18 protein-coding genes are annotated in these 21,681 nt (G+C 71.3%); 10 read left to right on the top strand and 8 right to left on the bottom strand.

The annotated features are described in order from the left end of the window. Window positions 1–29: 29 nt before the first annotated feature. Entirely contained in the window at window positions 30–1,778 is a 1,749-nt protein-coding gene (locus tag OG371_RS28030; RefSeq protein ID WP_329058209.1) for a proline--tRNA ligase, read from the bottom strand. A gap of 124 nt (window positions 1,779–1,902) precedes the next feature. Between OG371_RS28030 and OG371_RS28025 the strand changes: the two genes are divergently transcribed. Both OG371_RS28025 and OG371_RS28020 read left to right on the top strand, forming a co-directional pair. After that, window positions 1,903–2,259 carry a VOC family protein gene (locus OG371_RS28025; protein WP_329058208.1) on the top strand — a complete coding sequence of 119 codons (357 nt, stop codon included), beginning with the start codon at window positions 1,903–1,905 and terminating at the stop codon, window positions 2,257–2,259. A gap of 241 nt (window positions 2,260–2,500) precedes the next feature. Then, on the top strand, window positions 2,501–3,400 hold the full coding sequence (locus tag OG371_RS28020) for a 2-hydroxyacid dehydrogenase (protein ID WP_329058206.1): 900 nt from the start codon (window positions 2,501–2,503) through the stop codon (window positions 3,398–3,400). A gap of 43 nt (window positions 3,401–3,443) precedes the next feature. On the opposite strand, the gene OG371_RS28015 is transcribed toward OG371_RS28020, so the two are convergent. Further along, window positions 3,444–4,403, bottom strand: coding sequence for a GNAT family N-acetyltransferase (locus OG371_RS28015; RefSeq protein ID WP_329058205.1), 960 nt, complete (start codon window positions 4,401–4,403; stop codon window positions 3,444–3,446). Window positions 4,404–4,469: 66 nt separating this feature from the next. On the opposite strand from OG371_RS28015, the gene yaaA reads away from it, so the two are divergent. Continuing rightward, window positions 4,470–5,213 carry a peroxide stress protein YaaA gene (gene yaaA / locus OG371_RS28010; protein WP_329058204.1) on the top strand — a complete coding sequence of 248 codons (744 nt, stop codon included), beginning with the start codon at window positions 4,470–4,472 and terminating at the stop codon, window positions 5,211–5,213. A 492-nt stretch (window positions 5,214–5,705) separates the two neighbouring features. On the opposite strand, the gene OG371_RS28005 is transcribed toward yaaA, so the two are convergent. Both OG371_RS28005 and OG371_RS28000 read right to left on the bottom strand, forming a co-directional pair. After that, complete coding sequence (locus tag OG371_RS28005) at window positions 5,706–6,950, bottom strand: NAD(P)/FAD-dependent oxidoreductase (RefSeq protein ID WP_329058203.1); 1,245 nt, start codon at window positions 6,948–6,950, stop codon at window positions 5,706–5,708. Window positions 6,951–7,387: 437 nt separating this feature from the next. Next, window positions 7,388–8,908, bottom strand: a complete 1,521-nt coding sequence (locus OG371_RS28000; protein ID WP_329058201.1) for a phytoene desaturase family protein — start codon at window positions 8,906–8,908, stop codon at window positions 7,388–7,390. A gap of 211 nt (window positions 8,909–9,119) precedes the next feature. Between OG371_RS28000 and OG371_RS27995 the strand changes: the two genes are divergently transcribed. The 3 genes from OG371_RS27995 to OG371_RS27985 all read left to right on the top strand — a co-directional run bounded on the left by OG371_RS27995 (window position 9,120) and on the right by OG371_RS27985 (window position 13,239). Continuing rightward, complete coding sequence (locus OG371_RS27995; protein WP_442875992.1) at window positions 9,120–10,079, top strand: serine protein kinase RIO; 960 nt, start codon at window positions 9,120–9,122, stop codon at window positions 10,077–10,079. 345 nt (window positions 10,080–10,424) lie between these two features. Then, window positions 10,425–11,960 (top strand): DEAD/DEAH box helicase, encoded by a 1,536-nt coding sequence (locus tag OG371_RS27990; protein ID WP_329058200.1) that lies wholly within the window; start codon window positions 10,425–10,427, stop codon window positions 11,958–11,960. Between the two features lie 103 nt (window positions 11,961–12,063). Next, on the top strand, window positions 12,064–13,239 hold the full coding sequence (locus tag OG371_RS27985; protein WP_329058199.1) for an 8-amino-7-oxononanoate synthase: 1,176 nt from the start codon (window positions 12,064–12,066) through the stop codon (window positions 13,237–13,239). 31 nt (window positions 13,240–13,270) lie between these two features. Here OG371_RS27985 and OG371_RS27980 read toward each other — a convergent pair whose 3' ends face one another. Together OG371_RS27980 and OG371_RS27975 are read right to left on the bottom strand one after the other, a co-directional pair. Then, a complete protein-coding gene (locus tag OG371_RS27980; RefSeq protein WP_329058198.1) occupies window positions 13,271–13,714 on the bottom strand; it encodes a GNAT family N-acetyltransferase in 444 nt (147 codons plus the stop codon). Between the two features lie 37 nt (window positions 13,715–13,751). Beyond that, window positions 13,752–14,579 carry a S1 family peptidase gene (locus tag OG371_RS27975; protein WP_329058197.1) on the bottom strand — a complete coding sequence of 276 codons (828 nt, stop codon included), beginning with the start codon at window positions 14,577–14,579 and terminating at the stop codon, window positions 13,752–13,754. A gap of 188 nt (window positions 14,580–14,767) precedes the next feature. On the opposite strand from OG371_RS27975, the gene OG371_RS27970 reads away from it, so the two are divergent. Both OG371_RS27970 and OG371_RS27965 read left to right on the top strand, forming a co-directional pair. Continuing rightward, window positions 14,768–15,628 carry a M15 family metallopeptidase gene (locus tag OG371_RS27970; protein ID WP_329058196.1) on the top strand — a complete coding sequence of 287 codons (861 nt, stop codon included), beginning with the start codon at window positions 14,768–14,770 and terminating at the stop codon, window positions 15,626–15,628. Between the two features lie 86 nt (window positions 15,629–15,714). Further along, the gene (locus OG371_RS27965; RefSeq protein WP_329058195.1) at window positions 15,715–17,109 is read left to right on the top strand and encodes a mycothione reductase; all 1,395 of its coding nucleotides are present in this window, start codon (window positions 15,715–15,717) and stop codon (window positions 17,107–17,109) included. A 51-nt stretch (window positions 17,110–17,160) separates the two neighbouring features. Here the strand turns inward: OG371_RS27965 and OG371_RS27960 are convergent, their stop codons facing one another. After that, window positions 17,161–18,432, bottom strand: a complete 1,272-nt coding sequence (locus tag OG371_RS27960; protein ID WP_442875991.1) for a CynX/NimT family MFS transporter — start codon at window positions 18,430–18,432, stop codon at window positions 17,161–17,163. A 48-nt stretch (window positions 18,433–18,480) separates the two neighbouring features. Here OG371_RS27960 and OG371_RS27955 point away from each other — a divergent pair, with 48 nt between their 5' ends. Together OG371_RS27955 and OG371_RS27950 are read left to right on the top strand one after the other, a co-directional pair. Continuing rightward, window positions 18,481–19,164 carry a FadR/GntR family transcriptional regulator gene (locus OG371_RS27955; RefSeq protein WP_329058194.1) on the top strand — a complete coding sequence of 228 codons (684 nt, stop codon included), beginning with the start codon at window positions 18,481–18,483 and terminating at the stop codon, window positions 19,162–19,164. Window positions 19,165–19,794: 630 nt separating this feature from the next. After that, window positions 19,795–20,766: an SGNH/GDSL hydrolase family protein gene (locus OG371_RS27950; protein WP_329058193.1), complete on the top strand. Its 972-nt coding sequence runs from the start codon at window positions 19,795–19,797 to the stop codon at window positions 20,764–20,766. A 54-nt stretch (window positions 20,767–20,820) separates the two neighbouring features. On the opposite strand, the gene map is transcribed toward OG371_RS27950, so the two are convergent. Then, entirely contained in the window at window positions 20,821–21,678 is an 858-nt protein-coding gene (gene map, locus OG371_RS27945) for a type I methionyl aminopeptidase (RefSeq protein ID WP_329058192.1), read from the bottom strand. Window positions 21,679–21,681 lie beyond the last annotated feature (3 nt).

Raw genomic sequence — 21,681 nt, 5'->3', positions numbered from 1 at the left:
GGTCGCGGCCGAACACCGGCGGCGCCCGGTCAGGAGCGGACGAGCTTGACCAGGTGGTCGACCACCGAGTCGACCGCGATCTCCTCGCGCTCGCCGGTGCGGCGGTCCTTCACCTCGACCAGTCCGTTGGCCAGCCCGCGCCCGACCACCAGGATGGTCGGCACGCCGACCAGCTCGGCGTCGGCGAACTTCACGCCCGGCGAGGACTTGCGGTCGTCGAGCAGCACCTCGATGCCGGCGGCGTCCAGGTCGGCAGCCAGCTTCTCCGCGCCGGCCGCGATCGTCTCGTCCTTGCCCGCGATGACCACGTGCACGTCGAACGGCGACACCTCGCGCGGCCAGACCAGGCCGTCCTTGTCGAAGTTCTGCTCGGCGAGCACCGCGACGAGGCGCGAGACGCCCAGCCCGTACGAGCCCATCGTGATGCGGATCGGCTTGGAGTCGGGGCCGAGCGCGTCGAGGCTGAACGTGTCGGTGTACTTGCGGCCCAGCTGGAAGATGTGGCCGATCTCGATGCCGCGCGCAGCGACCAGGGTGCCGTGGCCGTCGGGCGAGGCGTCGCCCTCGCGGACCTCGGCGGCCTCGATGGTGCCGTCGGCGGTGAAGTCGCGGCCCATCACCAGGTCGAGCACGTGGTGGTCGGCCTGGTCGGCGCCGGTCAGCCAGGCCGTGCCCTCGACCACGCGGGGGTCGACGAGGTAGCGGACGCCGTTCTCCTTCAGCGACTTCGGCCCGATGTATCCCTTGGTGAGGAACGGGTTCTTCTTGAAGTCCGCCTCGTCGAGCAGCTCGACCTCGGCGGGCTCCAGCGACGCTTCGAGGCGCTTCATGTCCACCTCGCGGTCGCCCGGCAGGCCGACGCCGAGCAGCTCCCACTCCTTCGCGCCGGGCTGGCGCGTCTTGAGCATGACGTTCTTCAGCGTGTCCGCGGCGGTGAACTCGCGCCCGAGGCCGGCGGCGTTGAAAAACGCCACGAGCGACTCGATGGTCGGCGTGTTCGGCGTGTGGTGCACCTGCGCGGCGGGCAGGCCCTCGATCGGCTTCGCGGGGGGCGCGGGCGTGACGACGGCCTCGACATTGGCCGCGTACCCGGATTCCGTGCTGCGGACGTAGGTGTCCTCACCCGTCTCCGCGACGGCCAGGAACTCCTCCGACGCCGAACCGCCCATGGCGCCCGAGGTCGCCGCCACGATGACGTACTCGAGGCCGAGGCGGTCGAACAGCCGGGTGTAGGCGTCGCGGTGCGCCTGGTACGAGCGCGCCAGGCCGTCGTCGTCGAGGTCGAAGGAGTAGGAGTCCTTCATGACGAACTCGCGCCCGCGCAGGATCCCGGCGCGGGGGCGCGCCTCGTCGCGGTACTTGGTCTGGATCTGGTAGAGCGTGACGGGATAGTCCTTGTAGGAGGTGTACTCGCCCTTCACAGTGAGCGCGAACAGCTCCTCGTGCGTGGGGCCGAGCAGGTAGTCGGCACCCTTGCGGTCCTTGAGGCGGAACAGGTTGTCGCCGTACTCGGTCCAGCGGCCGGTGGCCTCGTAGGGCTCCTTCGGCAGCAGCGCGGGGAACTGGATCTCCTGCGCGCCCATCTGGTTCATCTCTTCGCGCACCACGTGCTCGATGCGGCGCAGCACCCGCAACCCGAGCGGCAGCCACGTGTAACCACCCGGGGCGACCCGGCGGACGTAGCCGGCGCGTACCAGCAGCCGGTGGCTGGGTACCTCGGCGTCCGCCGGGTCCTCACGCAGGGTGCGGAGGAACAACGACGACATCCTGGTGATCACTGAGAACTCCCTGCGCTGGGCGGGCCTAGACGTTTGGCACAGCGTAGTCAACCCCCATGGCCACCTTCCAACGGGTTATCCGCGGCCCCCGGTTTTGTCGGTGGTGGGGGCTAGCTTCGCAGGCATGGCACTTGAGCTGGGCATGATCACCATCGACTGCACCAACCCCCAGGAACTCGCCGGGTTCTGGACGGCAGCCCTCGACGTCACCGTCGCGGGCGATTACGGGACGTTCGTCATCCTGGCGCGCCCTTCGGGAGGTGGGCCAGCGCTGGCGTTCCAACAGGTCCCGGAGCCGCGGACGGGCAAGAACCGGGTGCACGTGGACTTCAGCACTGCCGACCCTGAGGCCGAGGTGCGGCGTCTGGTCGCTTTGGGCGCGGAGGAACAGGCCCGGCACCGTCAGCCCGGGGTGGCGTGGACGGTGCTGGCGGATCCTGAGGGCAACGAGTTCTGCGTGGCAGAGGCTGGAGGGCATTGATCTTGGTCGCGAGTCCAGCCGGGGTCCGCTGCTCCGGCCCGGGTTCCGCCCCAATGCGGCGTTGGTTGCGTTGAGCGCACCGAACGCCGCATTGGAGCGCATTCCCGCTGCCGACGGCGGCAGCGAGGAATGGCGGCGAGGTGTGCCACGACGCTGGCGGAACCCGCCCGGCGTGGCCGAAGTCGTCGCCGGTCGCGAGGCCCTGGCGCGTAGGAGAGTCGTCGCGGATTAGCGTGGGGGTGTGACTGCGCGTGTGTTGCTGCCCTGGACCGACATCGAGGTGCCCGAAGGCCTCGCCGCCGCCTGGTACGGAGGTGGGGCGCTGCCTGACGACGACCTCAGCGAGGTCGAGTTCTACGTGCTTCCCTACGACAGCGGTACGGAGCCCGCGAAGCTGATCGGCCGGCTGCCGTCGTTGCAGGTGGTGCAGTCGTTGTCGGCAGGCGTCGAGACCTTGCTGCCTCTGCTGCCCGAGGGCGTCCGCCTGGCGAATGGGCGGGGGCTGCACGACCTGAGCGTCGCCGAGCACACGTTGGCGCTGATCCACGCGTCGCAGCGGGATTTGCCCCGGTGGTTCGCGCAGCAGGCGACGGGCACCTGGGAGCGTGAGCACACCCGTTCCCTCGCCGACAGCCGCGTGCTGCTGGTCGGGTACGGCTCGATCGGCCGCGCGATCGAGCGGCAGCTGGTCGCGGCCGAAGCCGTGGTCACGCGCGTCGCGAGCCGACCGCGACCTGACGAGGACGTGCACGGCATCAGCGAGCTGCCCGCGCTGCTGCCCGAGGCCGACATCGTGGTGCTCGTCCTGCCCGACACCCCGGCCACCCGCGGCCTGATCGGCACGCCCGAACTCGCCGCGCTGCCGGACGACGCCCTGGTCGTCAACGTCGGCCGCGGCACCGCGATCGACACCGGCGCCCTGCTCGCCGAGACCTCCGCCGGACGCCTGCGCGCGGCCCTCGACGTCGTCGACCCCGAGCCGCTCCCCGCCGACCATCCACTGTGGACTGTGCACGGGGTGATCCTGACCCCGCACATCGCGGGCGGCTCGGCCTCGTTCTACCCCCGCGCCAAGAAACTGGTGGCCGACCAGCTCCACCGCTTCGCCACCGGCACCCCACTGCTCAACCTGGTCAACTGACGACACAGCACGAAAACCCGGCGCACCACCACAAGCGAGCCCGTCAGCCGACCGGCAGCACGTACCCGTAGCGGGTGTCGGCGACCCGATAGCCGCACCGTTCGTAGACGCCGAGCGCGGAGTTGCTCGTGTCCACCGAAAGAGCCGACTTCTCGAAACCCTTCGCGCGCGCCTGCACCAGGGTGTGGCCCAGCAACGCCGACGCGATGCCCAGCCCCCGCAGCTCGGCGCGCGTACCGACGTACTCCACGTACAGCTCGCGCACGCCCGTGGCCGCGGCTTCGGAAGCGATGAAGGCGCTCAAGACAAACGCCAGCACCCGATCGCGAGACGGAGTGAGGACCAAGTACGACAGGTCAGCCCGGAAGTCTTTCGAACCCGTCACGCGGTGCCGCCAGGCTTCGGGCGACAGGAGCGCGCTGCCCCAATGCTCGGCGAAGGTCTCGTTGCGCGCTTCGAGGGTGAGGGCGTCATAACGGTCCTCGAAGCCCACCACTTCGTAGCCCTCCGGAAGCGGCTTCATCGACGGCAGCTCGGCGAGGTCGGCGCGCATCTCGACGAACGTGCGAGCGCGCCGGTAACCCGCGCGGGTGAGCGCCCCGGCGTACCAGTGCTCGTTCTCGTGCACGGTCGCGTGCAGTTCCAGCGGCGCTTGCGGGAAGAACTGCTCGTGCACGTGCTTGCCCGCGTCGAGCAACCAGGTCATGAGGTGATCCGCGATCTCGCGGGTGCGGAAGTCCGGGTGCGTCAGCGTCTCGACGCGCGGCATGTCGACCGGGTCGGCGAGGTCGCGGCGGCCGACCGCGGCGTAGCTGACCAGCCGGTCCCCCGCCCACGCGCCGGCCGAGCCGGTCGGCAGGTCGATGTTCGGCGCGTCGAGCTCCTCACGCAGGTCTTCGACGCTGTAGTGCTCGCCGGTCCGGTCGACGTCCTGGGCAGCGGCGAACAGGCCCGCGAGCTGCTCCGAATCGTCAAGCGTCAGCGGGCGCCAGGTGAGGTCCATGCGGCGCAGCGTAGGCCGGGGGAAGCGGCCGCCGCATCCGGATTGGGCCGCGGTTAGGCTGCGTTCGTGCTGGTGCTGCTTCCCCCTTCCGAGACCAAAGCCGACGGCGGCGACGGCCCGCCCCTCGACCACGGCGCGCTGTCCTTCCCCGAGCTGAACCCCGTGCGGGCCAAGCTCGCGGACGCGCTCGTCGAGCTGGCCCGCGACGTCCCGGCCAGCCTCGCCACCCTCGGCATCTCCGAACGCCAGCGCGACGAGGTCACCCGCAACGCGCAGCTCTGGACCTCCCCGACGCTGCCCGCGCTGCGCCGCTACACCGGCGTGCTCTACGACGCGCTCGACATGAAGAGCTTCACCCGCGCAGGCCTGGAAAAGGCGCAGCGCCGCCTGGCCCTGACGTCGGCGCTGTTCGGCGTGGTCTCCGCGACCGACCCGATCCCCGCGTACCGGCTTTCGGGCAGCAACTCCGTGCCCGCGCTGGGCACCGTCCGCGGACTGTGGAAGCCAGTGCTGGAGCCGGTGCTGCAAGGCATCGACGGCCTGGTGGTCGACCTGCGCTCGGGCACGTACGCGGCCTTCGCACGACTGCGCCCGGACGCGGTGACCGTCCGCGTAGTGACGGAAGACGCCCACGGCAACCGCACCACGGTCAGCCACTTCAACAAGGCCTACAAGGGCCGGCTGGCCGCGGTCCTGGCCACCACCCGGGCCGAACCGTCCACTGTGGACCAGCTGGTGAAGGTGATCACCAAGGCGGGCCTCACGGTCGAGCGCACCGGCGACCACAGCCTGGAACTCCTCACCGGCTGACCGCCCGACACCCCGGCCAATCACCAGCGCGAGGCCGACCCACCCCAACACCCCGACCGATCACCAGCTAGCGGCCCGCCTCGAAACCCGGGCCATCACCGGCGAACGGCCAGCCCGCCTCCAAACTCCGGTCAACCCGGCCGAGTTCAACTGAACCGGCGAGCGAGCACGGTGCACGCAGGCCAACCGGCCGAGTCGAGCTGAACCGGCCGGGCGAGAACCCGCAACCAAGCCACCAAGCCAGGTTCAGCCAAACCGGCAGGCAAGCACGCTGCAGCCAGGCCACCCGGCCGAGTTCAGCCGGACCGGGCAGGCAAGCACGGCGCGGCCAGATCAGAGGTTCAACCTAACCAGGCAGGCAAGCACGGCTCAACCAGGCCACCAGCCCGCTTCAACCGAACCGGGCGGGCAAACACGGCTCAACCAGCTCAACCAGCCGAGTTCAACCGAACCGGCCGGGCGGCACGGCGCGAACAGGCCAACCGGCCGAGGTCAGCCGAAGCGGGCAGGCGAGCAAGGCGCGAGCAGGTCCGCCGGGACATCGCCGCCGAGGACGAGGTCGGCGATCAGCTTGCCGGCGTATGGCGCGAGGGTGAGCCCTGCTGGGCCGAAGCCGGTCGCGAGCCACAGGCCGGGGTGGGCGTCGACGGCGCCGAGCAGGGGCAGGGTGTCGGGGGTTGCGGGGCGGAAGCCGATGCGGGTTTCGGCGAGGGTGCTGTCGGCGAGGCCCGGGGCCACGGCGAGGGCGTGGTCGAGTACCTCGCGCTGGCCGGCTGCCGTCACGCGGTGGTCGAAGCCGGAGCCGGTCTCGCGGGTGGCCCCGGCGACGACGTGGCCACCCGGGAACGACAGCAGGTAATGACTCGACCGCGGCAGCACAACCGGCCACGCGGCGGTATCGGTGCCCGGCAGCTCGAAGTGGGTGATCTGCCCCCGCTGCGGCGCCACTGGGACGACCAGCCCCAGCCGCTCAGCCACCGCGGCCGACCAAGCGCCCGCTGCGAGCACCACGGCGTCGGCGGTCAGTTCCTCGCTGCCGGCGGTGACGCGCCATCGGCCGTTCGCGGTGGTGAGCGGAGCACCCGAGCCCGGCCCGCCGACCGGCCCGGCCGCGCCTCGCCCGGCAACCGGCCCAGCGACCGACCTGGCTGTGCCCGTTCCGCCGACCGGCCCGGCCGTGCCCGTCCCGACGATGGCGGGAACGTTCGGCAGCAGGGAGGCCATCGCCCGCACGAAACGGGCGCCGCGCTGTTTCGCTGCGGCGATCAGGGCCCGGCGGATCCGGCGGCCGTCGACGCGGCCCGCGCCGGAGAGGTGGACGGCGCCGAGATCCGGAGCGAGCAACGGGAACAGCGAGCGCGCCTGGTCCGGATCGAGGCGGCTGACCTTGCCCGCTCCGGGCGCCTCCGCGACACGCGAGAGCAGCAACGCCTCGGCCTCGTCCAGCTCGGCCGCCGACTCCGAAACCACCATGCCGCCGACGACCTCGTACGACGTCTGCTGCCCCTGCTCCGCCAGCGCCGCAGCCAGCTCCGGGTAGTACGCCCCCGCGGCGGCCGCCAGCGGGTAGATCTGATTGTCCCAGCGAGAGGTCCACGGGCTGACGATCCCGGCGCCCGCCTCGGTGGCCACCCCCGGCCGGGGCGCGTCCACCGCCACGACCTCCGCACCCCGCGCGGCGAGCTGGTACGCCGTCGCCGCTCCGCCGATCCCACTGCCGATCACGATCACGCGCATGGTCTCCACATTGCCCGCTCCGCACCGCGCCGTCGACCTTTACCCGACACGGCACGGCCGACAGCACCAGCCGAAGCCACCGGCCGACACTCAACTGGCCAACGCCGCCATCGCCGCACTACGGCCAGGGATCCCGCTCACCCCGCCACTCCGGACTGCACCCGCACCGCACAACAGCACCAACCGCCGCTCAACCGGCCAGCACTGCCATCGCCGCTTTATGGCCAGAGATCCCGCTCACCCCACTGCGCCCGGGCAGCGCCCGCACCACACAACAGCACCCGATCCGGTCCAGCTGACACCACCAGCCGACGCCACCAACAGGCGCTCAGCCAGTCAACACCCCTCGCCGCGGCACGGCCGGGAATCCCGCTCACCCCGGCGCTCCGGACGACACCCGCACCGCACAGCAACACCCGATCCGACCCAGCCACCGCTCAACCAGCCAGCACCGCCATCGCCGCGTTGTGGCCAGGAATCCCGCTCACCCCACCACCCCGAACGGCACCCGCACCGCACAGCAACACCCGCGGATACGCCGTCTCGACGCCCCAAGTCCCGGCGGCCGAATCCGAGAACGGCCACGACAGATCCCGGTGAAAGATGTGCCCGCGCGGCAGCCCCAGCTCCGCCTCCAGGTCCAGCGGCGTCTTCGCCTCGACGCACGGGCGCCCGGCCTCATCCCGCAGCAAACAATCCTCGATCGGCTCGGCCAGGACGGTGTTCAGGGACGCCAGCGTCGCGCGCAGGGCTTCGGCCCGGGCCACGTCGTTGTTCGCCTCGAACAGGCGCGCCGGCATGTGCAGGCCGAAAAGCGTGAGCGTCTGGACGCCCGCCGCGCGCTCCGCCGGGCCCAGGATCGACGGGTCCGTGAGCGAGTGGCAGTAGATCTCGCACGGCGGCAGCGACGGGATCCGCCCCGCGGCGGCCTCGGCGTACGCGGTCTCCAGCTGCGAGAACGTCTCGTTGACGTGGAAAGTGCCGCCGAACGCGTCGCGCGGGTCGACGGTCGTGTCGCGCAGGCGGGGCAGCCGCGAAAGCACCATGTTGACCTTCAGTTGCGCGCCCTCCGGAGCCTCGCCTGGCTCCTCACCGAGTAACCGCGCGAGCGTGCGCGGCGCGACGTTCGCCAGCACATGCCCAGCCGAGACGACCCGTGACGCGCCTTCGAGCGTGTAGCGCACCGAACCGTCAGGCGTCACCGATTGCACCTCGGCGCCGGTGACAAGCGTGGCGCCCGCCCGTCGCGCGGCGTCCGCCAGCGCGCCGGTGACCGCGCCCATCCCGCCGACCGGCACGTCCCAGTCACCCGTGCCGTTGCCGATCAGGTGATACAGCAGGCAGCGGTTCTGCCGCAGTTCTTCATCCGACGCCGGGGCGAAAGTCCCGATCAGCGCGTCGGTGAGCACCACGCCGCGCACGGTGTCGTCGTCGAACAGCCCGGTGAGCGTCTCCCCGATCGGCCGCTCGAAGAACATCGACCACGCCTCGTCGTCGCCGATCCGCTGCCTCAGCTCGGCGCGGCTGGGCAACGGCGAGGTGAGCGTGTCGAACGTCGTCGCCGCGACCTTCCCGGCCAGCGCGTAGAACCGGCGCCAGGCGTCGAAGTCCTTTGTGGATCCCGTGACGGCGCGGAACGCCGCCGCCGTGCGCGCCTCGTCCCCCGTGTCGACAAGGAGACCCGAATTGCCAGCCGGGGTGTAGGACGACATCCGGCGCCGCCGCAGCTCGATGTCGAGCCCCAGGTCCTCGACGATCTTCCGCGGCAGCAGGCTGACCAGGTACGAATACCGGGACAGCCGCACGTCCACGCCCTCGAACGCGCGGAACGACACCGCCGCGCCGCCCGTCTCGGCCCGCCGCTCCAGCACCAGGACCGAGCGGCCCGCTCGTGCCAGATAAGCCGCCGCCACCAGGCCGTTGTGTCCGCCGCCCACGATCACCGCGTCGTAATCCATGGCCGAAGGCTAGGTCCCGGTAATTCGGTTGCGCGAGCCCCGGGCACCCGCCAGACTTCCCGGGACCGGCCAGGGAGCCGGCGGAGCCGAGGTCAAGGAGGTGCGTCGTGGAGAACGTCCGGGCGCAGTCCTGCCCACTTCCGCCCGCCCCTCGCGGCTAGAGCTTCGCGCTCGCCCGGTGGGGCACCCCCTGATCTAGGAGAACCCACCAGTGCGTCAGCACGATTTCGAAGACTTGCAAGACTTTTCCGACTCTTTCGACGACGGTCCGGTCCGCCGTGAGCGCCGGTTCGAGGGCCAGCCCGGGCCGGCCCGCCGAGGCCGCCTCACCGAGGGCGAGCGCGTCCGCCTCGCCCAGTTGCGCGAAGAGGCCTACGCCGAGCCCGAGCTGCCGGACGGCGCCGATCGCCGGACCACCTGGGACAGCGCCGAGCAGGGCCCGCACCCGAGGCCGGACTGGGTCGTCACCGACCTCGGCGCGGTCGACACCGAGCTCGGCGTGCTCAAGACCGGCAAGGAGGCCGACGTCCACCTGCTGCGCCGGAATGTGCCCGCCACGGACGGCGTGCTGCTCGCCGCGAAGCGCTACCGCAGCGACGAGCACAAGCTGTTCCACCGTGACGCCGGGTATCTCGAGGGCAGGCGGATGCGCCGCTCCCGCGAGATGCGCGCGATGTCCAACCGCAGCTCGTTCGGCCGCAACCTGATCGCGGAGCAGTGGGCGGTGGCCGAGTTCGCCGCGTTGAGTCGCTTGTGGACGATCGGTGCGCCGGTGCCGTACCCGGTGCAGCGCAACGGGACCGAGCTGCTGCTCGAGTTCCTGGGTGACGACGACGGCACGGCGGCGCCCCGGCTCGCCCAGCTCCGCCCGGAGCCGGACGAGCTGGCCGACCTCTGGGCCCAGGCGACCGCCGCGCTGGAGCTGCTGGCCGTCCAGGGCGTCGCACACGGTGACCTTTCGGCGTACAACCTGCTGGTGCACGAGGGCCACCTGATGGTGATCGATCTGCCCCAGGTGGTGGACCTCGTGGCGAACCCCGGCGGGCGTGAGTTCCTGACCCGCGACGTGCGCAATCTGGCCGGCTGGTTCCATGCCCGTGGCCTGCCGGAACACCTCACGGCGGCCGACGATCTGGTCGAAGCGCTGACCTTCGCCGCGGGGCTCGGCTGACCTCGGGGCGGCGTCGCGGGGACTGTGGCGCACAACACCCCTGCGACGCCGCCCACAACCGTGGACCTGGGTGCGAAGTCGAAGGCCCGGCTCCGGTACAGTGTGTACAGACCGCAACCGGCGGCGTGGATGAGTTGGTGTCCGTCGCCTCCAAAGCCCGAAGTATCGATAAACCCCCAGCGGGTTCGCGGTGAATCCGAAGCTCTATCCATCGGCGCTCGATGTCGGTCACGACATGGTGTGCCGGGGTCCGTCCCTGTGAAAGCCCATCGCACACCATCTTGCCCTGCCTGCGCGCGGGCAGCCCGGGCCTCCCTTGCGACGTACCACGTCCGAGAGGCATTTGTGACAGTCACGTTCAACTCCGGTCACTCATCGACGTCCGCACACGCCGGCCGTCCCGACCGCAAGCCGCGCCAGCGTCCCGCCACCGGCGGTGGCGGCGAGGGCATGCTGCGCGACGACGCCGTCGAGACAGTGGCCACCAAGACCTTCGCCCAGCTGGGGCTCCCCGAGGAGCTGCTGCGCGCGTTGGCCGAGGCGGGCATCAACTCGCCGTTCCCGATCCAGTCGGCCACCATCCCGGACGCGCTCGCGGGCCGCGACGTGCTGGGCCGCGCCCAGACCGGTTCGGGCAAGACGCTGGCGTTCGGCCTGGCCATGCTGGCCCGGCTCAACGGCGGCCGGGCCCGGCCCAAGCGCCCCCGCGCGCTGGTGCTGGTGCCCACCCGTGAGCTCGCCATGCAGGTGGCGGACTCGCTGACCCCGCTGGCCAAGTCGCTCGGCCTGTGGTGCCGCACGGCCGTCGGCGGCATGGCCTTCACCCGCCAGGCCGACGCGCTTTCCCGCGGCGTCGACCTGCTCATCGCGACCCCGGGCCGGCTGTCGGACCACGTCCGACAGGGCACCGCTTCGCTGGGCGACTGCAACTTCATCGCCCTCGACGAGGCCGACCAGATGGCGGACATGGGCTTCATGCCGCAGGTCCGGGAGATCCTCGACCTCACCCCGCCGGGCGGGCAGCGCCTGCTGTTCTCGGCGACGCTCGACGGTGACGTCAACCGGCTGGTCAAGCAGTACCTGACCGACCCGGTCACGCACTCGGTGGCGCCGTCCACTGCGAGCGTCGACACCATGGACCACCACGTGCTCCAGGTTTCGCACCAGGACAAGCAGGACATCATCACGCAGATCGGCGCCCGCGAGGGCCGCACGATCATGTTCGTGCGGACCAAGCACCACGTCGACCGCCTGACCGAGCGGCTGCGCGAGCAGGGTGTGCACGCCGCGGCGCTGCACGGCGGCAAGACGCAGGGCCAGCGCAACCGGGTCCTGGCCGACTTCAAGGAAGGCCACACCCCGGTGCTGGTCGCCACCGACGTCGCCGCGCGCGGTATCCACGTGGACAACATCTCGCTGGTGCTGCACGTGGACCCGGCCGCGGACCACAAGGACTACCTGCACCGCGCGGGCCGCACCGCGCGCGCCGGGGCGTCCGGTGTCGTGGTCACGCTGGTGACGCACGACCAGCGTCGCACCGTCCGCCGGATGACCGATCGGGCCGGCGTGCGCGCCGAGACCACGATGGTCCGCCCGGGCGACGACGAGCTCTCGCGCATCACCGGTGCCCAGGCGCCGAGCGGCGAGCCGGTCATCGAGCGTCGTCGTGAGTCGCCGCGCCGCAGCGGCGGCAGCGGCCGCGGTTACGGCGGCGGTCGTGAGCGTGGCGACCGCAGCTACGGCGAGAGCCGCGGCGGCGGTTACGGCCAGGGCTCGCGTGAAGGCGGCCGTCCCGGTTACGCCGGTCGCAGCCGTACCGGCACCGGCGCGGGCCGTCCGCAGCGTCCGGGCCGCGGCCCGCGTCGCAGCTACGACAGCTGAGTCCGAGTCACCAGGAGAAGCCCCGTCCGGCAGCCGCCGGGCGGGGCTTCTGCCGTGACGGGGTGCACATCTGCGGCGCGGGCCCGGGTGGGAGACTGCGAACGTGACCGAATCCCCCCAGCTGCCGCCTGAAAACGTCTTCGACTGGCTCGACGCCGAGGCGGAGAAGCGGGCAGCCGCGGGGCTCGTACGGCGGCTGAGGCCCCGGCCCGCGCAGCCGGACGAACTCGACCTGGCGGGCAACGACTACCTCGGCCTGGCCCGCGACAAGCGGGTCGCCGGGGCCGCGGCGGCGGCCGCGCTGCGCTGGGGCTCCGGGTCCACCGGCTCCCGGCTCGTCACCGGCTCGCTGGAGCTGCACACCGAGCTGGAGCTGGAACTCGCGCGGTTCTGCGGCGCGCAGGCGGCTTTGGTGTTCTCCTCGGGTTTCGCGGCCAACCTCGGCGCGGTGACGGCGCTGTCCGGCGCCGAGTCCGCGATCGTCACGGACAAGTACATCCACGCGTCGCTGATCGAAGGCTGCCGGCTCTCGCGCGCCGACGTCGCGGCCGTCGCGCACAGCACGCCGTCGGCGATCCAGCACGCACTCTCCACGCGCCGCAAGCCGCGAGCGCTGGTCATCACGGACTCGGTCTTCTCGGTGGACGGCGACCTCGCCCCGCTCGGTGAGCTCGCCGGGATCTGCCGCGAGAACAACGCGGCCCTGCTGGTGGACGACGCGCACGGCTTCGGCGTCCTTGGCGAAGGCGGCCGTGGCGCGGTGCACGCGGCCGGGCTGTCCAGCGCCCCCGACGTCGTGACGACCGTGACGCTTTCGAAGGCCCTCGGCGCCCAGGGCGGCGCCGTCATCGGCCCGCGGCGGGTGATCAAGCACCTCGTGGACACCGCTCGCAGCTTCATCTTCGACACCGCCCTCGCGCCGGCCAGCGCCGCGGCCGCGCTTTCGGCGCTGGGCGTGCTGAAGTCCGAGCCGGACCTGCCGGGCAAGGTCGTGGAGAACGCCGGGAACCTCGCGATGCAGCTGAAGGCCGCGGGCCTGCGGGCGAGCCTGCCGGACGCCGCGGTGATCTCGGTGCAGGCGCCTTCCGCCGAAGCCGCCGTCGCCTGGGCGGAATCCTGTGCGGAGCACGGAATCCGCGTCGGCTGCTTCCGCCCGCCGTCGGTGCCGGACGGCATCTCGCGGCTGCGCCTGACCGCCCGCGCCGACCTCACCGAGGCCGACCTGGACCGCGCGGTGAAGGTGATCACGGCGTCGGCCCCGCGCGGCGCCACGGCCTGATTTCCTTTCGCCGCAAGGAAATCCGGGGGGTCTACCCGACTTCTGCGGGGCGGCGCATGGTGATGTGCGGGATGCCGTCGTCGAGGAATTCCTCGCCCTCGGCCACAAAACCGAAGCGGGCGTACAGGCCTTGGGCGTACGTCTGGGCGTCCAGCACGAACTCGCCGGGAGCGCCGTCGAGCGCGGCGGCCATCAGCTCGCCCGCGAGGCCACGGCTGCGGGCGGACTTCGCCGTCACCACCCGCCCGATCCGGCCGACGCCGCCGGGCTCGGCGAGGACCCGCAGGTACGCGTCCACACCGTCGTCGCTGTCGGAGATCCACAGATGCCGGGTGCCGGGCAGCAGGTCACGGCCGTCCACCTCGGGGTACGCGCATTCCTGCTCGACCACGAACACGTCGCAGCGCAGGCGGAGGACGGCGTACAGCTGGGCGGCGGTGAGGTCGGGACCGGCCGCGGAAAACAGGGTGCTCACGACCCCTGCATACCAGTTCAGTCAGGAGAGTCCAGCGTCAGCCGAGGATGCGACCCTGGGACTGCTGCGCGATCTCGTCCGAGAACGCCGACACCCGCGTGTACACACCCGGCTTGCCGGCCTTCGCGCAGCCGTCGCCGAAGGAGACGACGCCGATCAGCGTGTCGCCGACGACCAGCGGGCCGCCGGAGTCGCCCTGGCAGGCGTCCTTGCCGCCGTCCGGGTAGCCCGCGCAGACCATGCTCGCCGGGTCGTACGTGTCGTAGGCCGCCTTGCACGCGGAGTCGCTGACCACCGGGACCACCACGCTGCGCAGGGTGTCGGAGCGCGCGCCGCCGTCGGACAGCCGGCCCCAGCCGAGCACGGTGGCCTGCGTGCCGGTGTCGTACGAGGAGCGGTCGCTCGAGTCCGCGACCTTCGCCGGGCGGTACGGCAGCTGGCCGCGCACGGTCAGCACCGCGATGTCGTCGCCCTTGGTCGGGTCGGAGAAGTCCGGGTCGATCCACACCTTCGACACCGCGAGCACGATGCCGTCGTCGGTGCGCTTGTCCTCGCGCCCCGCGACCACGCGGGTGTCGGACGCCGCGATGGCCTTCGCGCAGTGCGCCGCCGTCGCGACCGCCGAGGAGCTGACGATCACCGCGCCGCAGTACTGGTTGCCGCCGGAATCGGTGAGGTACACCGCGTACGGGTGGTCGGACAGCGAAGCCTCGTCGCCGCCGACGATCCGCGGCTGCGCGCCGGAGGACGGGCCGCTGGGCTCGTCCTGCGCCGAGGCCGAGCCGACCGCGATCGGCACCGCCGCCGCGGTCACGAGCAGCGCTCCCGCCACGAGCAGCAGGGGACGGCGATACTTGGCGGGCATGGGGTTCCCCTTCACGATCGGACAGCGGCGCGGTTCGGTCCGCGCGCTCGGGAGTCAACCGGCTGAGACTGTTCGACTCCGGCGCGTGAACGGACGACCCCGGTTACCCTAAACGGAGCAGGCCCGAAATGGTGTCACTGGAACGGGTGGACTGCGTGCTCACCGAGCGCGTTTGTTTAGCTGGGTCCATGCGACGGACAGCGATGGTGGCGGCAGGCGCGCTGATGGCGTTCCTGCTGGTCGGTTGTACGACTTACAACCCGGCCACGCAGTCGGCGAGCCCGGTTCCGCCGTCACGAAGCGTGATAACCCCGGCATCTCCGACATCTCCGGCGCCGTCGAGCGCCCCGGCCGTCACCTGGCAGGTGGGTGCCCACCCGCTCCCCCGCCGCCCGGACGGCTTCGGCGAGATCGAGCCGACCCCACCCGAACTGGTGAACCGGTCCCTGCCGACCCGCGACTTCCTGCCGCCGCCGGCCGGGAACACGTTCGCCGCCCAGATCAGCTCGGTGCCCGCGGACGTCCTCGCCCGCAGCACCTGGCAGCCCGCCTGCCCGGTCCAAGCGTCCGACCTGCGCTACGTCACGGTGTCCTTCTGGGGCTTCGACAACCGCGCGCACACCGGCGAGCTGCTGGTGAACCGCACCGGCGCGCAGGCGATGACACAGGTCTTCGCGCAGCTTTTCGCCGCCCGCTTCCCGATCGAGGAGATGCGCGTGACCGCGCCGGCCGAGCTGGACGCGCCGCCCACCGGCGACGGCAACGACACCAGCGCGTTCGTCTGCCGCCCGGTGCGCGGGCAGGCGAACTGGTCCGCGCACGCGTACGGGCTGGCCGTGGACGTGAACCCGTTCTGCAACCCCTACACCAAGGGCGATCTGGTGCTGCCGGAGCTGGCGTCGGCGTATGTCGACCGTTCGCGGGTACGGCCGGGCATGGCGCTCGCGGGCAGCGAAGTGGTGCGCGACTTCGCCGCGGTGGGCTGGAGCTGGGGCGGCGCCTGGACCTCGCCGACGGACCGGATGCACTTCACCGCCACCGGGCAGTGACGGGCGGCTCAGCGGGAACACCCGGTCGGGCGAACCGGTTGGCTAGGGTGGGGAACACCCGCCTGACCGGCTTTCGGAGGAAGACTGTGCCGCACTACGACCTGGTGATCGTCGGGACCGGATCGGGGAACTCGATCCTCGGCCCGCAGTTCGCCGACTGGAAGACGGCGATCGTGGAGAAGGGCACCTTCGGCGGCACCTGCCTGAACGTCGGCTGCATCCCGACCAAGATGTTTGTCTACGCCGCGGACGTCGCCGCGACGCCTTCGCACAGCTCGCGCTACGGCGTCGACGAAGAGCTGAAGGGCGTGCGCTGGCCGGACGTCCGGGACCGCATCTTCGGCCGGATCGACCCCATCGCCGCGGGCGGCGCGGAGTACCGGAAGCACCACGAGGACAACAAGAACGTCGACGTCTACACCGGCGAAGGCCGCTTCACCGGCATGAAGGAGCTGCGCGTCAGCTTCGCCGACGGGCGGCCCGACGAGGTGCTGACCGCCGACCGTTTTGTGCTCGCCGCCGGCGGGCGCCCGGTGATCCCGGACGTCCCGGGCCTCGAAGAGACCGGCTACCACACCTCCGACACCGTGATGCGGCTCGACGAGCTGCCGCGGCGCATCGTGATCATCGGCGGCGGCTACATCGCGGCCGAGTTCGCGCACGTCTTCGCGTCCTTCGGGGTCGAGGTGACGATCGTCGGCCGGTCCGGCGCGCTGCTGCGCTCGGAGGACGAAGAGGTCAGCGCCCGGTTCACCGAGCTGGCCGCGGAGCGCTACGACGTGCGGCTGGACCGCAAGACCACGCGGGCGCGCAAGACCGCGTCGGGCGTCGCGCTGGACCTCGAAGGCCCGCAGGGCGCCGAAACGGTCGAGGCCGACCTGATCCTGGTCGCCACCGGCCGCACGCCGAACTCTGACCGGCTCGACGTCGCCGCCACCGGGGTGACCACAATGGACAGTGGGCACGTGGTGGTGGACGACTACCAGCAGACCGTGGTGGAGGGCATCTACGCGCTCGGCGACCTGTCCTCGCCGCACGAGCTGAAGCACGTCGCGAACCACGAATCCCGTGTGGTGCAGCACAATCTGCTGCACCCGGACGAGCGCGTCGAGGCCGACCACCGGTTCGTCCCGCACGCGGTGTTCACCGCGCCGCAGGTGGCGTCGGTGGGGCTGACCGAGCAGAAGGCGCGCGCCAAGGGTGTGTCCTATGTGGTCGGCAAGCAGGACTACGCGGGCATCGCGTACGGCTGGGCGATGGAGGACACCACCGGCTTCGCCAAGCTGCTCGCGGACCCGGCCACCGGGCAGCTGCTCGGCGCGCACATCATCGGCCCGCAGGCGTCTTCGGTGATCCAGCCGCTGATCCAGGCGATGAGCTTCGGCCTCGACGCGCGGGCCATGGCGCGCGGCCAGTACTGGATCCACCCGGCGATGCCGGAGCTGATCGAAAACGCGCTGCTGAACCTGCCGCTCGACTGACGCCCCTCGTGAGTGTCTATGACGGTTCTAACCGGCATAGACACTCACGAGTCAGACGAAGCGGCGGCGTCCGGCGAGCACACCGAAGGCCATCTGCGCGCACATCACCACGATCAGCACGATCAACGACACCGTCCACCCGCCGGTCGCGTCGTGCAGCAGCCCGAACACAAACGGCCCCACCGCCGCCAGCAAGTACCCGAACCCCTGAGCCATACCCGAAAGCCGCGCGGTCTCGGCGCCCGTACGCGCACGCAGCGCGATCACGGTCAAGGCCAAGGAGAACACGCTCATCCCGATGCCGATCAGGATGCTCCACAGCAGCGGCGACGCGGCGGGCGCGAACAGCAGGCCGAACATGCCGGCGAAACCGCACAGGCCCATGCCGAGGATCCACAGGCTCTGGCTGCCCTGGCGCGCGGCGATCGGCGGGATCACCAGGCTGATCGGCACGGCGATCACGGACATCAGGCCGAGCAGCAGCCCGGCGTCGCCCTTGGACACCCCCGCGTCGATGAAGACCTGCGGCAGCCAGCCCATCACGACGTACGCGATGAAAGCCTGTAGCCCGAAGAAAATCGTGACGATCCAGGCCAGCCGGTTGCGCATCAGCGAACGCCCGGCCCCGCCTTCACCTGTGGCACGAGCGGCCCGGCCGGTGCCGCGCGAGGCGAGCAGCCACGCCACCAGCGCGATGGCGGCCAGCACGGCCCAGCCGCCCAGCGCCGGGCGCCAGCCGCCCAGCACGCCCTCCATCGGCGGGCTGACCGACGAGCCGAGCGCGCCGCCGCCCTGCAGCGCCGCGGTGTAGACGCCGGTCATCATGCCGACGCGGGCCGGGAAGGAGTCCTTGATGACCACCGGGATGAGGACGTTGACCAGGGCGATCCCGGCCGTCGCGACGAGCGTGCCGCCGAGCACCACCAGCGGGCCGTCGACCACGCGCAGCACGAGGCCCACGGTGAGCACCGCGAGCGCGAACGAGATGGCCGCGCCGATGCCGAACCGGCGGGAGAGCAGCGGCGCGGCGAGGCCGGCGCCCGCGAAGCAGAGGCCGGGCAGCGTGGTCAGCAGGCTCGCCCACAGCGCGGACGCGCCCAGGTCGGCCCGCATCTCCGCGAGCAGCGGGCCGACGCTGGTGATGGCGGGCCGCAGGTTCATGGCCGTGAGCACCACGGCGATGGCGAGCAGGACACCGCCGGCGATCACCCCGGGACGACGGCCGCCGGCCTCCTGTTCCAGGGTGCCCTCGAGTTCGAGTTCGAGGCGGTCGGAGTACGAGGCGGCGGGGCGTGGGGCAGGTTCCCTGGAATCGACGGACACGTCGGCTACTATCGCATACGTAGGATGATTGGATGAGGGGATAAACCTGTGCCTTTGGCCACCACACGCCGCGCCGGCTTGGTCGACCAGGTCATCGACCAGATCCGGGACGCGGTTACCCGCGGGGAATGGCCGCTCGGGCAGCGCATCCCGACCGAGGCGGCGCTGACCGCGGAACTCGGCGTCGGCCGTAACACGGTGCGGGAGGCCGTGCGGGCGCTCGCGCACACCGGCATCCTCGAGGTCCGCCAGGGCGACGGCACGTACGTGCGCGCGACGAGCGAAGTCTCCGGCGCGATCCGGCGGCTGTGCGGGACCGAGCTGCGCGAGGTACTCCAGGTCCGCCGCACGCTGGAGGTCGAGGGCGCGCGCCTGGCCGCCACCGCCCGCACCACCGAGGACCTGGCCACCCTCCGCGACCTCCTGGACCGCCGCGACGCCGAACAAGGCGAAGGCAGCCTCGACGACTTCATCCGCTACGACGCGGAGTTCCACCTCGAGGTTGTCCGATGTGGACACAACAGCCTGCTGTTCGAGCTGTACCGCGGCCTGATGGAAGCCATCACCGCCAGCGTCGCCTCAACCTCCGACGACCCGGAACACGCGGAGGACATCAAACACGACGGCCTGGTCGACGCCATCGAAGCCGGCGACCCTGGTCGTGCGGCTGCGGAAGCCGCGGGTTTCCTTGACGAGCTGCTGGCCCGGACGGACGCGCCTGCGGCTGGCTGATTTGCTGCCTGACTTTGCCAGCTGATTCGCCGACTGATCTGCCTGATTCGCCGACCGCAGAGCCGATCGACCCAACCCGGCTCACCCACCGACCAGCCCTGCCCGACCCGCTCGGTTCAGCCGCGACCGGCTCCGACCGACCCTGATCGGCCACCCCCTGGCTGGCCAACCCTGTGCCCGGCCCCGGCCAACCTGACCGACGCCCAACTCTGGCTGGCCGAACCCGGCGACCGACCCTCACCGAGGAGACTGACCTACCCGGCGACCCAGCTCTGGCTGGCTGTCCGACGGCCCAGCCCTGGCCGACTTGATCGGCCTACCGCGATCGGCGTTGGCCGGCCGACCCGCCGCCCAGTTCTGGCCGATCCGGTGACCAGTCCTCGCAGGCAGACCCAGTAACCAACCCGGGCCGACCCGGCGACCAGCCATGGCCAACATGCCCGGACCGGCGCACGGCAGCAACCGCGCCAAGCCCGGAATCCGGGCAATCCCACCCCCGGCCGTCCGGAATCCTCGCGAAACGCGACCTTCCTCGTCACCCGCGTGCAGGACACTTGAACGTGAAAGACTCTCACATCCGGTCCGGATCATGCGAGAGTGCGGGGAACACCCCGTCCCGAGGGAGAGACCGTGCGCCGTTCACCACTCGCTGTCCTGCTCGTGATCGTGGGCCTGGTCGCCGGGGCGACCAGCGCGTCCGCGGCGCCGTCGTTCCACAAGTACGTCGCGCTCGGCGACTCGTACACCGCGGGGCCGCTCATTCCCTGGCAGCAGGCGAGCTGGTGCTTCCGCTCCAACAACAACTACCCGTCCTGGCTGGCCACGCGGCTCGGGCTCTACGACACCGCCGGCGCGTTCACCGATGCCAGCTGCTCGTCAGCCGACACCACGAACATGACCCATTCGCAGGTCACGCCGTCGCCGAGCATTCCGCTGTCCACGCAGCCCGGGCAGTTCGACTCGCTGTCGCTGGACACGGATCTGGTGACCGTCGGGATCGGCGGCAACGACTACAGCGTCTTCGGCAGCCTCGTCGGCACCTGCCCGACCCTGCGCGCGAGCGACCCGACCGGCTCGCCCTGCCGCGACCACTTCACCGTCAACGGCGTCGACACCGTCGCGGCCGCGCTGAAGAACACCGAGCAGAACCTGGAGGGCGTCGTCCGCGGGGTGCGGGAACACTCCCCCGCCGCGACGATCGTGATGGTCGGCTACCCGCGGCTGGCGCCGCCGAGCGGCTACTGCCCCAGCGTGCTCCCCTTCGCCGACGGCGACTACGGCTGGGCCGACAGCGTCGAGCGCCAGCTGAACAACGCGATCGCCACCGCGGCACGGAATCAGGGCGCCCGTTACGTCGATACCTACGGCCCCAGCCTCGGCCACGACGCCTGCGCCGGCGACGCGGCCTGGGTCAACGGGCAGTCGACCAACCTGCTGGTCGCGGCCGCCTACCACCCGCTGCGCGCGGGGATGGAGGCCGAAGCGTCGCTGATCGCGAAGGCGCTGGGCGTGGGCTCGAGCACCGGCCACGCGCCCGCCGCCCGCGACGCCGCCAGCAGCGGCCAGGTCCGCGACATGGCCCGCACCGCCGGAATCCACTGAACTACTCGTGAGTGTTTATGACGGTTAGAACCGTCATAAACACTCACGAGGGGGCTACGGCAGGGTGAGGATTTCCGCGCCGTCCGCCGTCACCACGAGGGTGTGCTCGAACTGGGCGGTCCACTTCTTGTCCTTCGTGGTGACGGTCCAGTTGTCGGGCCAGATGTCGTAGTCGATGGTGCCGAGGGTGATCATCGGCTCGATCGTGAAGGTCATGCCCTCCTCGATCATCGTGTGCACCGAGGGCTCCTCGTAGTGCAGCACCGTCGGCGCGGTGTGGAAGGCCGGGCCGACGCCGTGGCCGGTGAAGTCGCGGACCACGCCGTAGCCGAAGCGCTTCGCGTACGCCTCGATCACGCGGCCGATCACGTTCAGCTGGCGGCCGGGGCGCACTGCCTTGATCGCGCGCGCCGTCGCCTCGCGGGTGCGCTCGACCAGCAGCCGCGCCTCCTCGGAGACGTCGCCCGCGAGGAAGGTCGCGTTGGTGTCGCCGTGCACGCCGCCGATGAAGGCGGTGACGTCGATGTTGCAGATGTCGCCGTCCTCGATCACGGTCGAGTCCGGGATGCCGTGGCAGATGACCTCGTTCAGCGAGGTGCAGCACGACTTCGGGAACGAGCGGTAGCCGAGCGTCGAGGGGTAGGCGTGGTGGTCGAGCAGGAACTCGTGCACCACCTTGTCGATGTCCTCGGTGGTGGCGCCGGGCTTGACGGCCTTGCCGCCCTCCTCAAGCGCCTGCGCGGCGATCTTCGACGCGACGCGCATGGCCTCGATGACCTCGGGCGTGCGGACCCCGTTGCCGGTGTCCCGTTTCGGCGCCGGCCGGTCCACGTACTCGGGGCGGGCGATGTCGGCGGGGACGGCGCGGCGCGGCGTCTGGACGCCGGGCTTCAAGGGGGCACGAACGGACATGCG

The sequence above is a fragment of the Amycolatopsis sp. NBC_01480 genome (genome assembly GCF_036227205.1).
Lineage (GTDB): Bacteria > Actinomycetota > Actinomycetes > Mycobacteriales > Pseudonocardiaceae > Amycolatopsis.
Note: the sequence above shows the minus strand (reverse complement) of the source record. Positions and strands in the feature narration are given on the sequence as shown.

Excerpts from the sequence above, each read along its gene's own strand:
- OG371_RS27970 (WP_329058196.1), top strand. The coding sequence starts at position 14,768 with ATGCGACGGACAGCGATGGTGGCGGCAGGCGCGCTGATGGCGTTCCTG.
- OG371_RS28000 (WP_329058201.1), bottom strand. The coding sequence starts at position 8,908 with ATGGATTACGACGCGGTGATCGTGGGCGGCGGACACAACGGCCTGGTG.
- map (WP_329058192.1), bottom strand. The coding sequence starts at position 21,678 with ATGTCCGTTCGTGCCCCCTTGAAGCCCGGCGTCCAGACGCCGCGCCGC.
- OG371_RS28015 (WP_329058205.1), bottom strand. The coding sequence starts at position 4,403 with ATGGACCTCACCTGGCGCCCGCTGACGCTTGACGATTCGGAGCAGCTC.
- OG371_RS28025 (WP_329058208.1), top strand. The coding sequence starts at position 1,903 with ATGGCACTTGAGCTGGGCATGATCACCATCGACTGCACCAACCCCCAG.
- OG371_RS27975 (WP_329058197.1), bottom strand. The coding sequence starts at position 14,579 with ATGCCCGCCAAGTATCGCCGTCCCCTGCTGCTCGTGGCGGGAGCGCTG.
- OG371_RS28005 (WP_329058203.1), bottom strand. The coding sequence starts at position 6,950 with ATGCGCGTGATCGTGATCGGCAGTGGGATCGGCGGAGCGGCGACGGCG.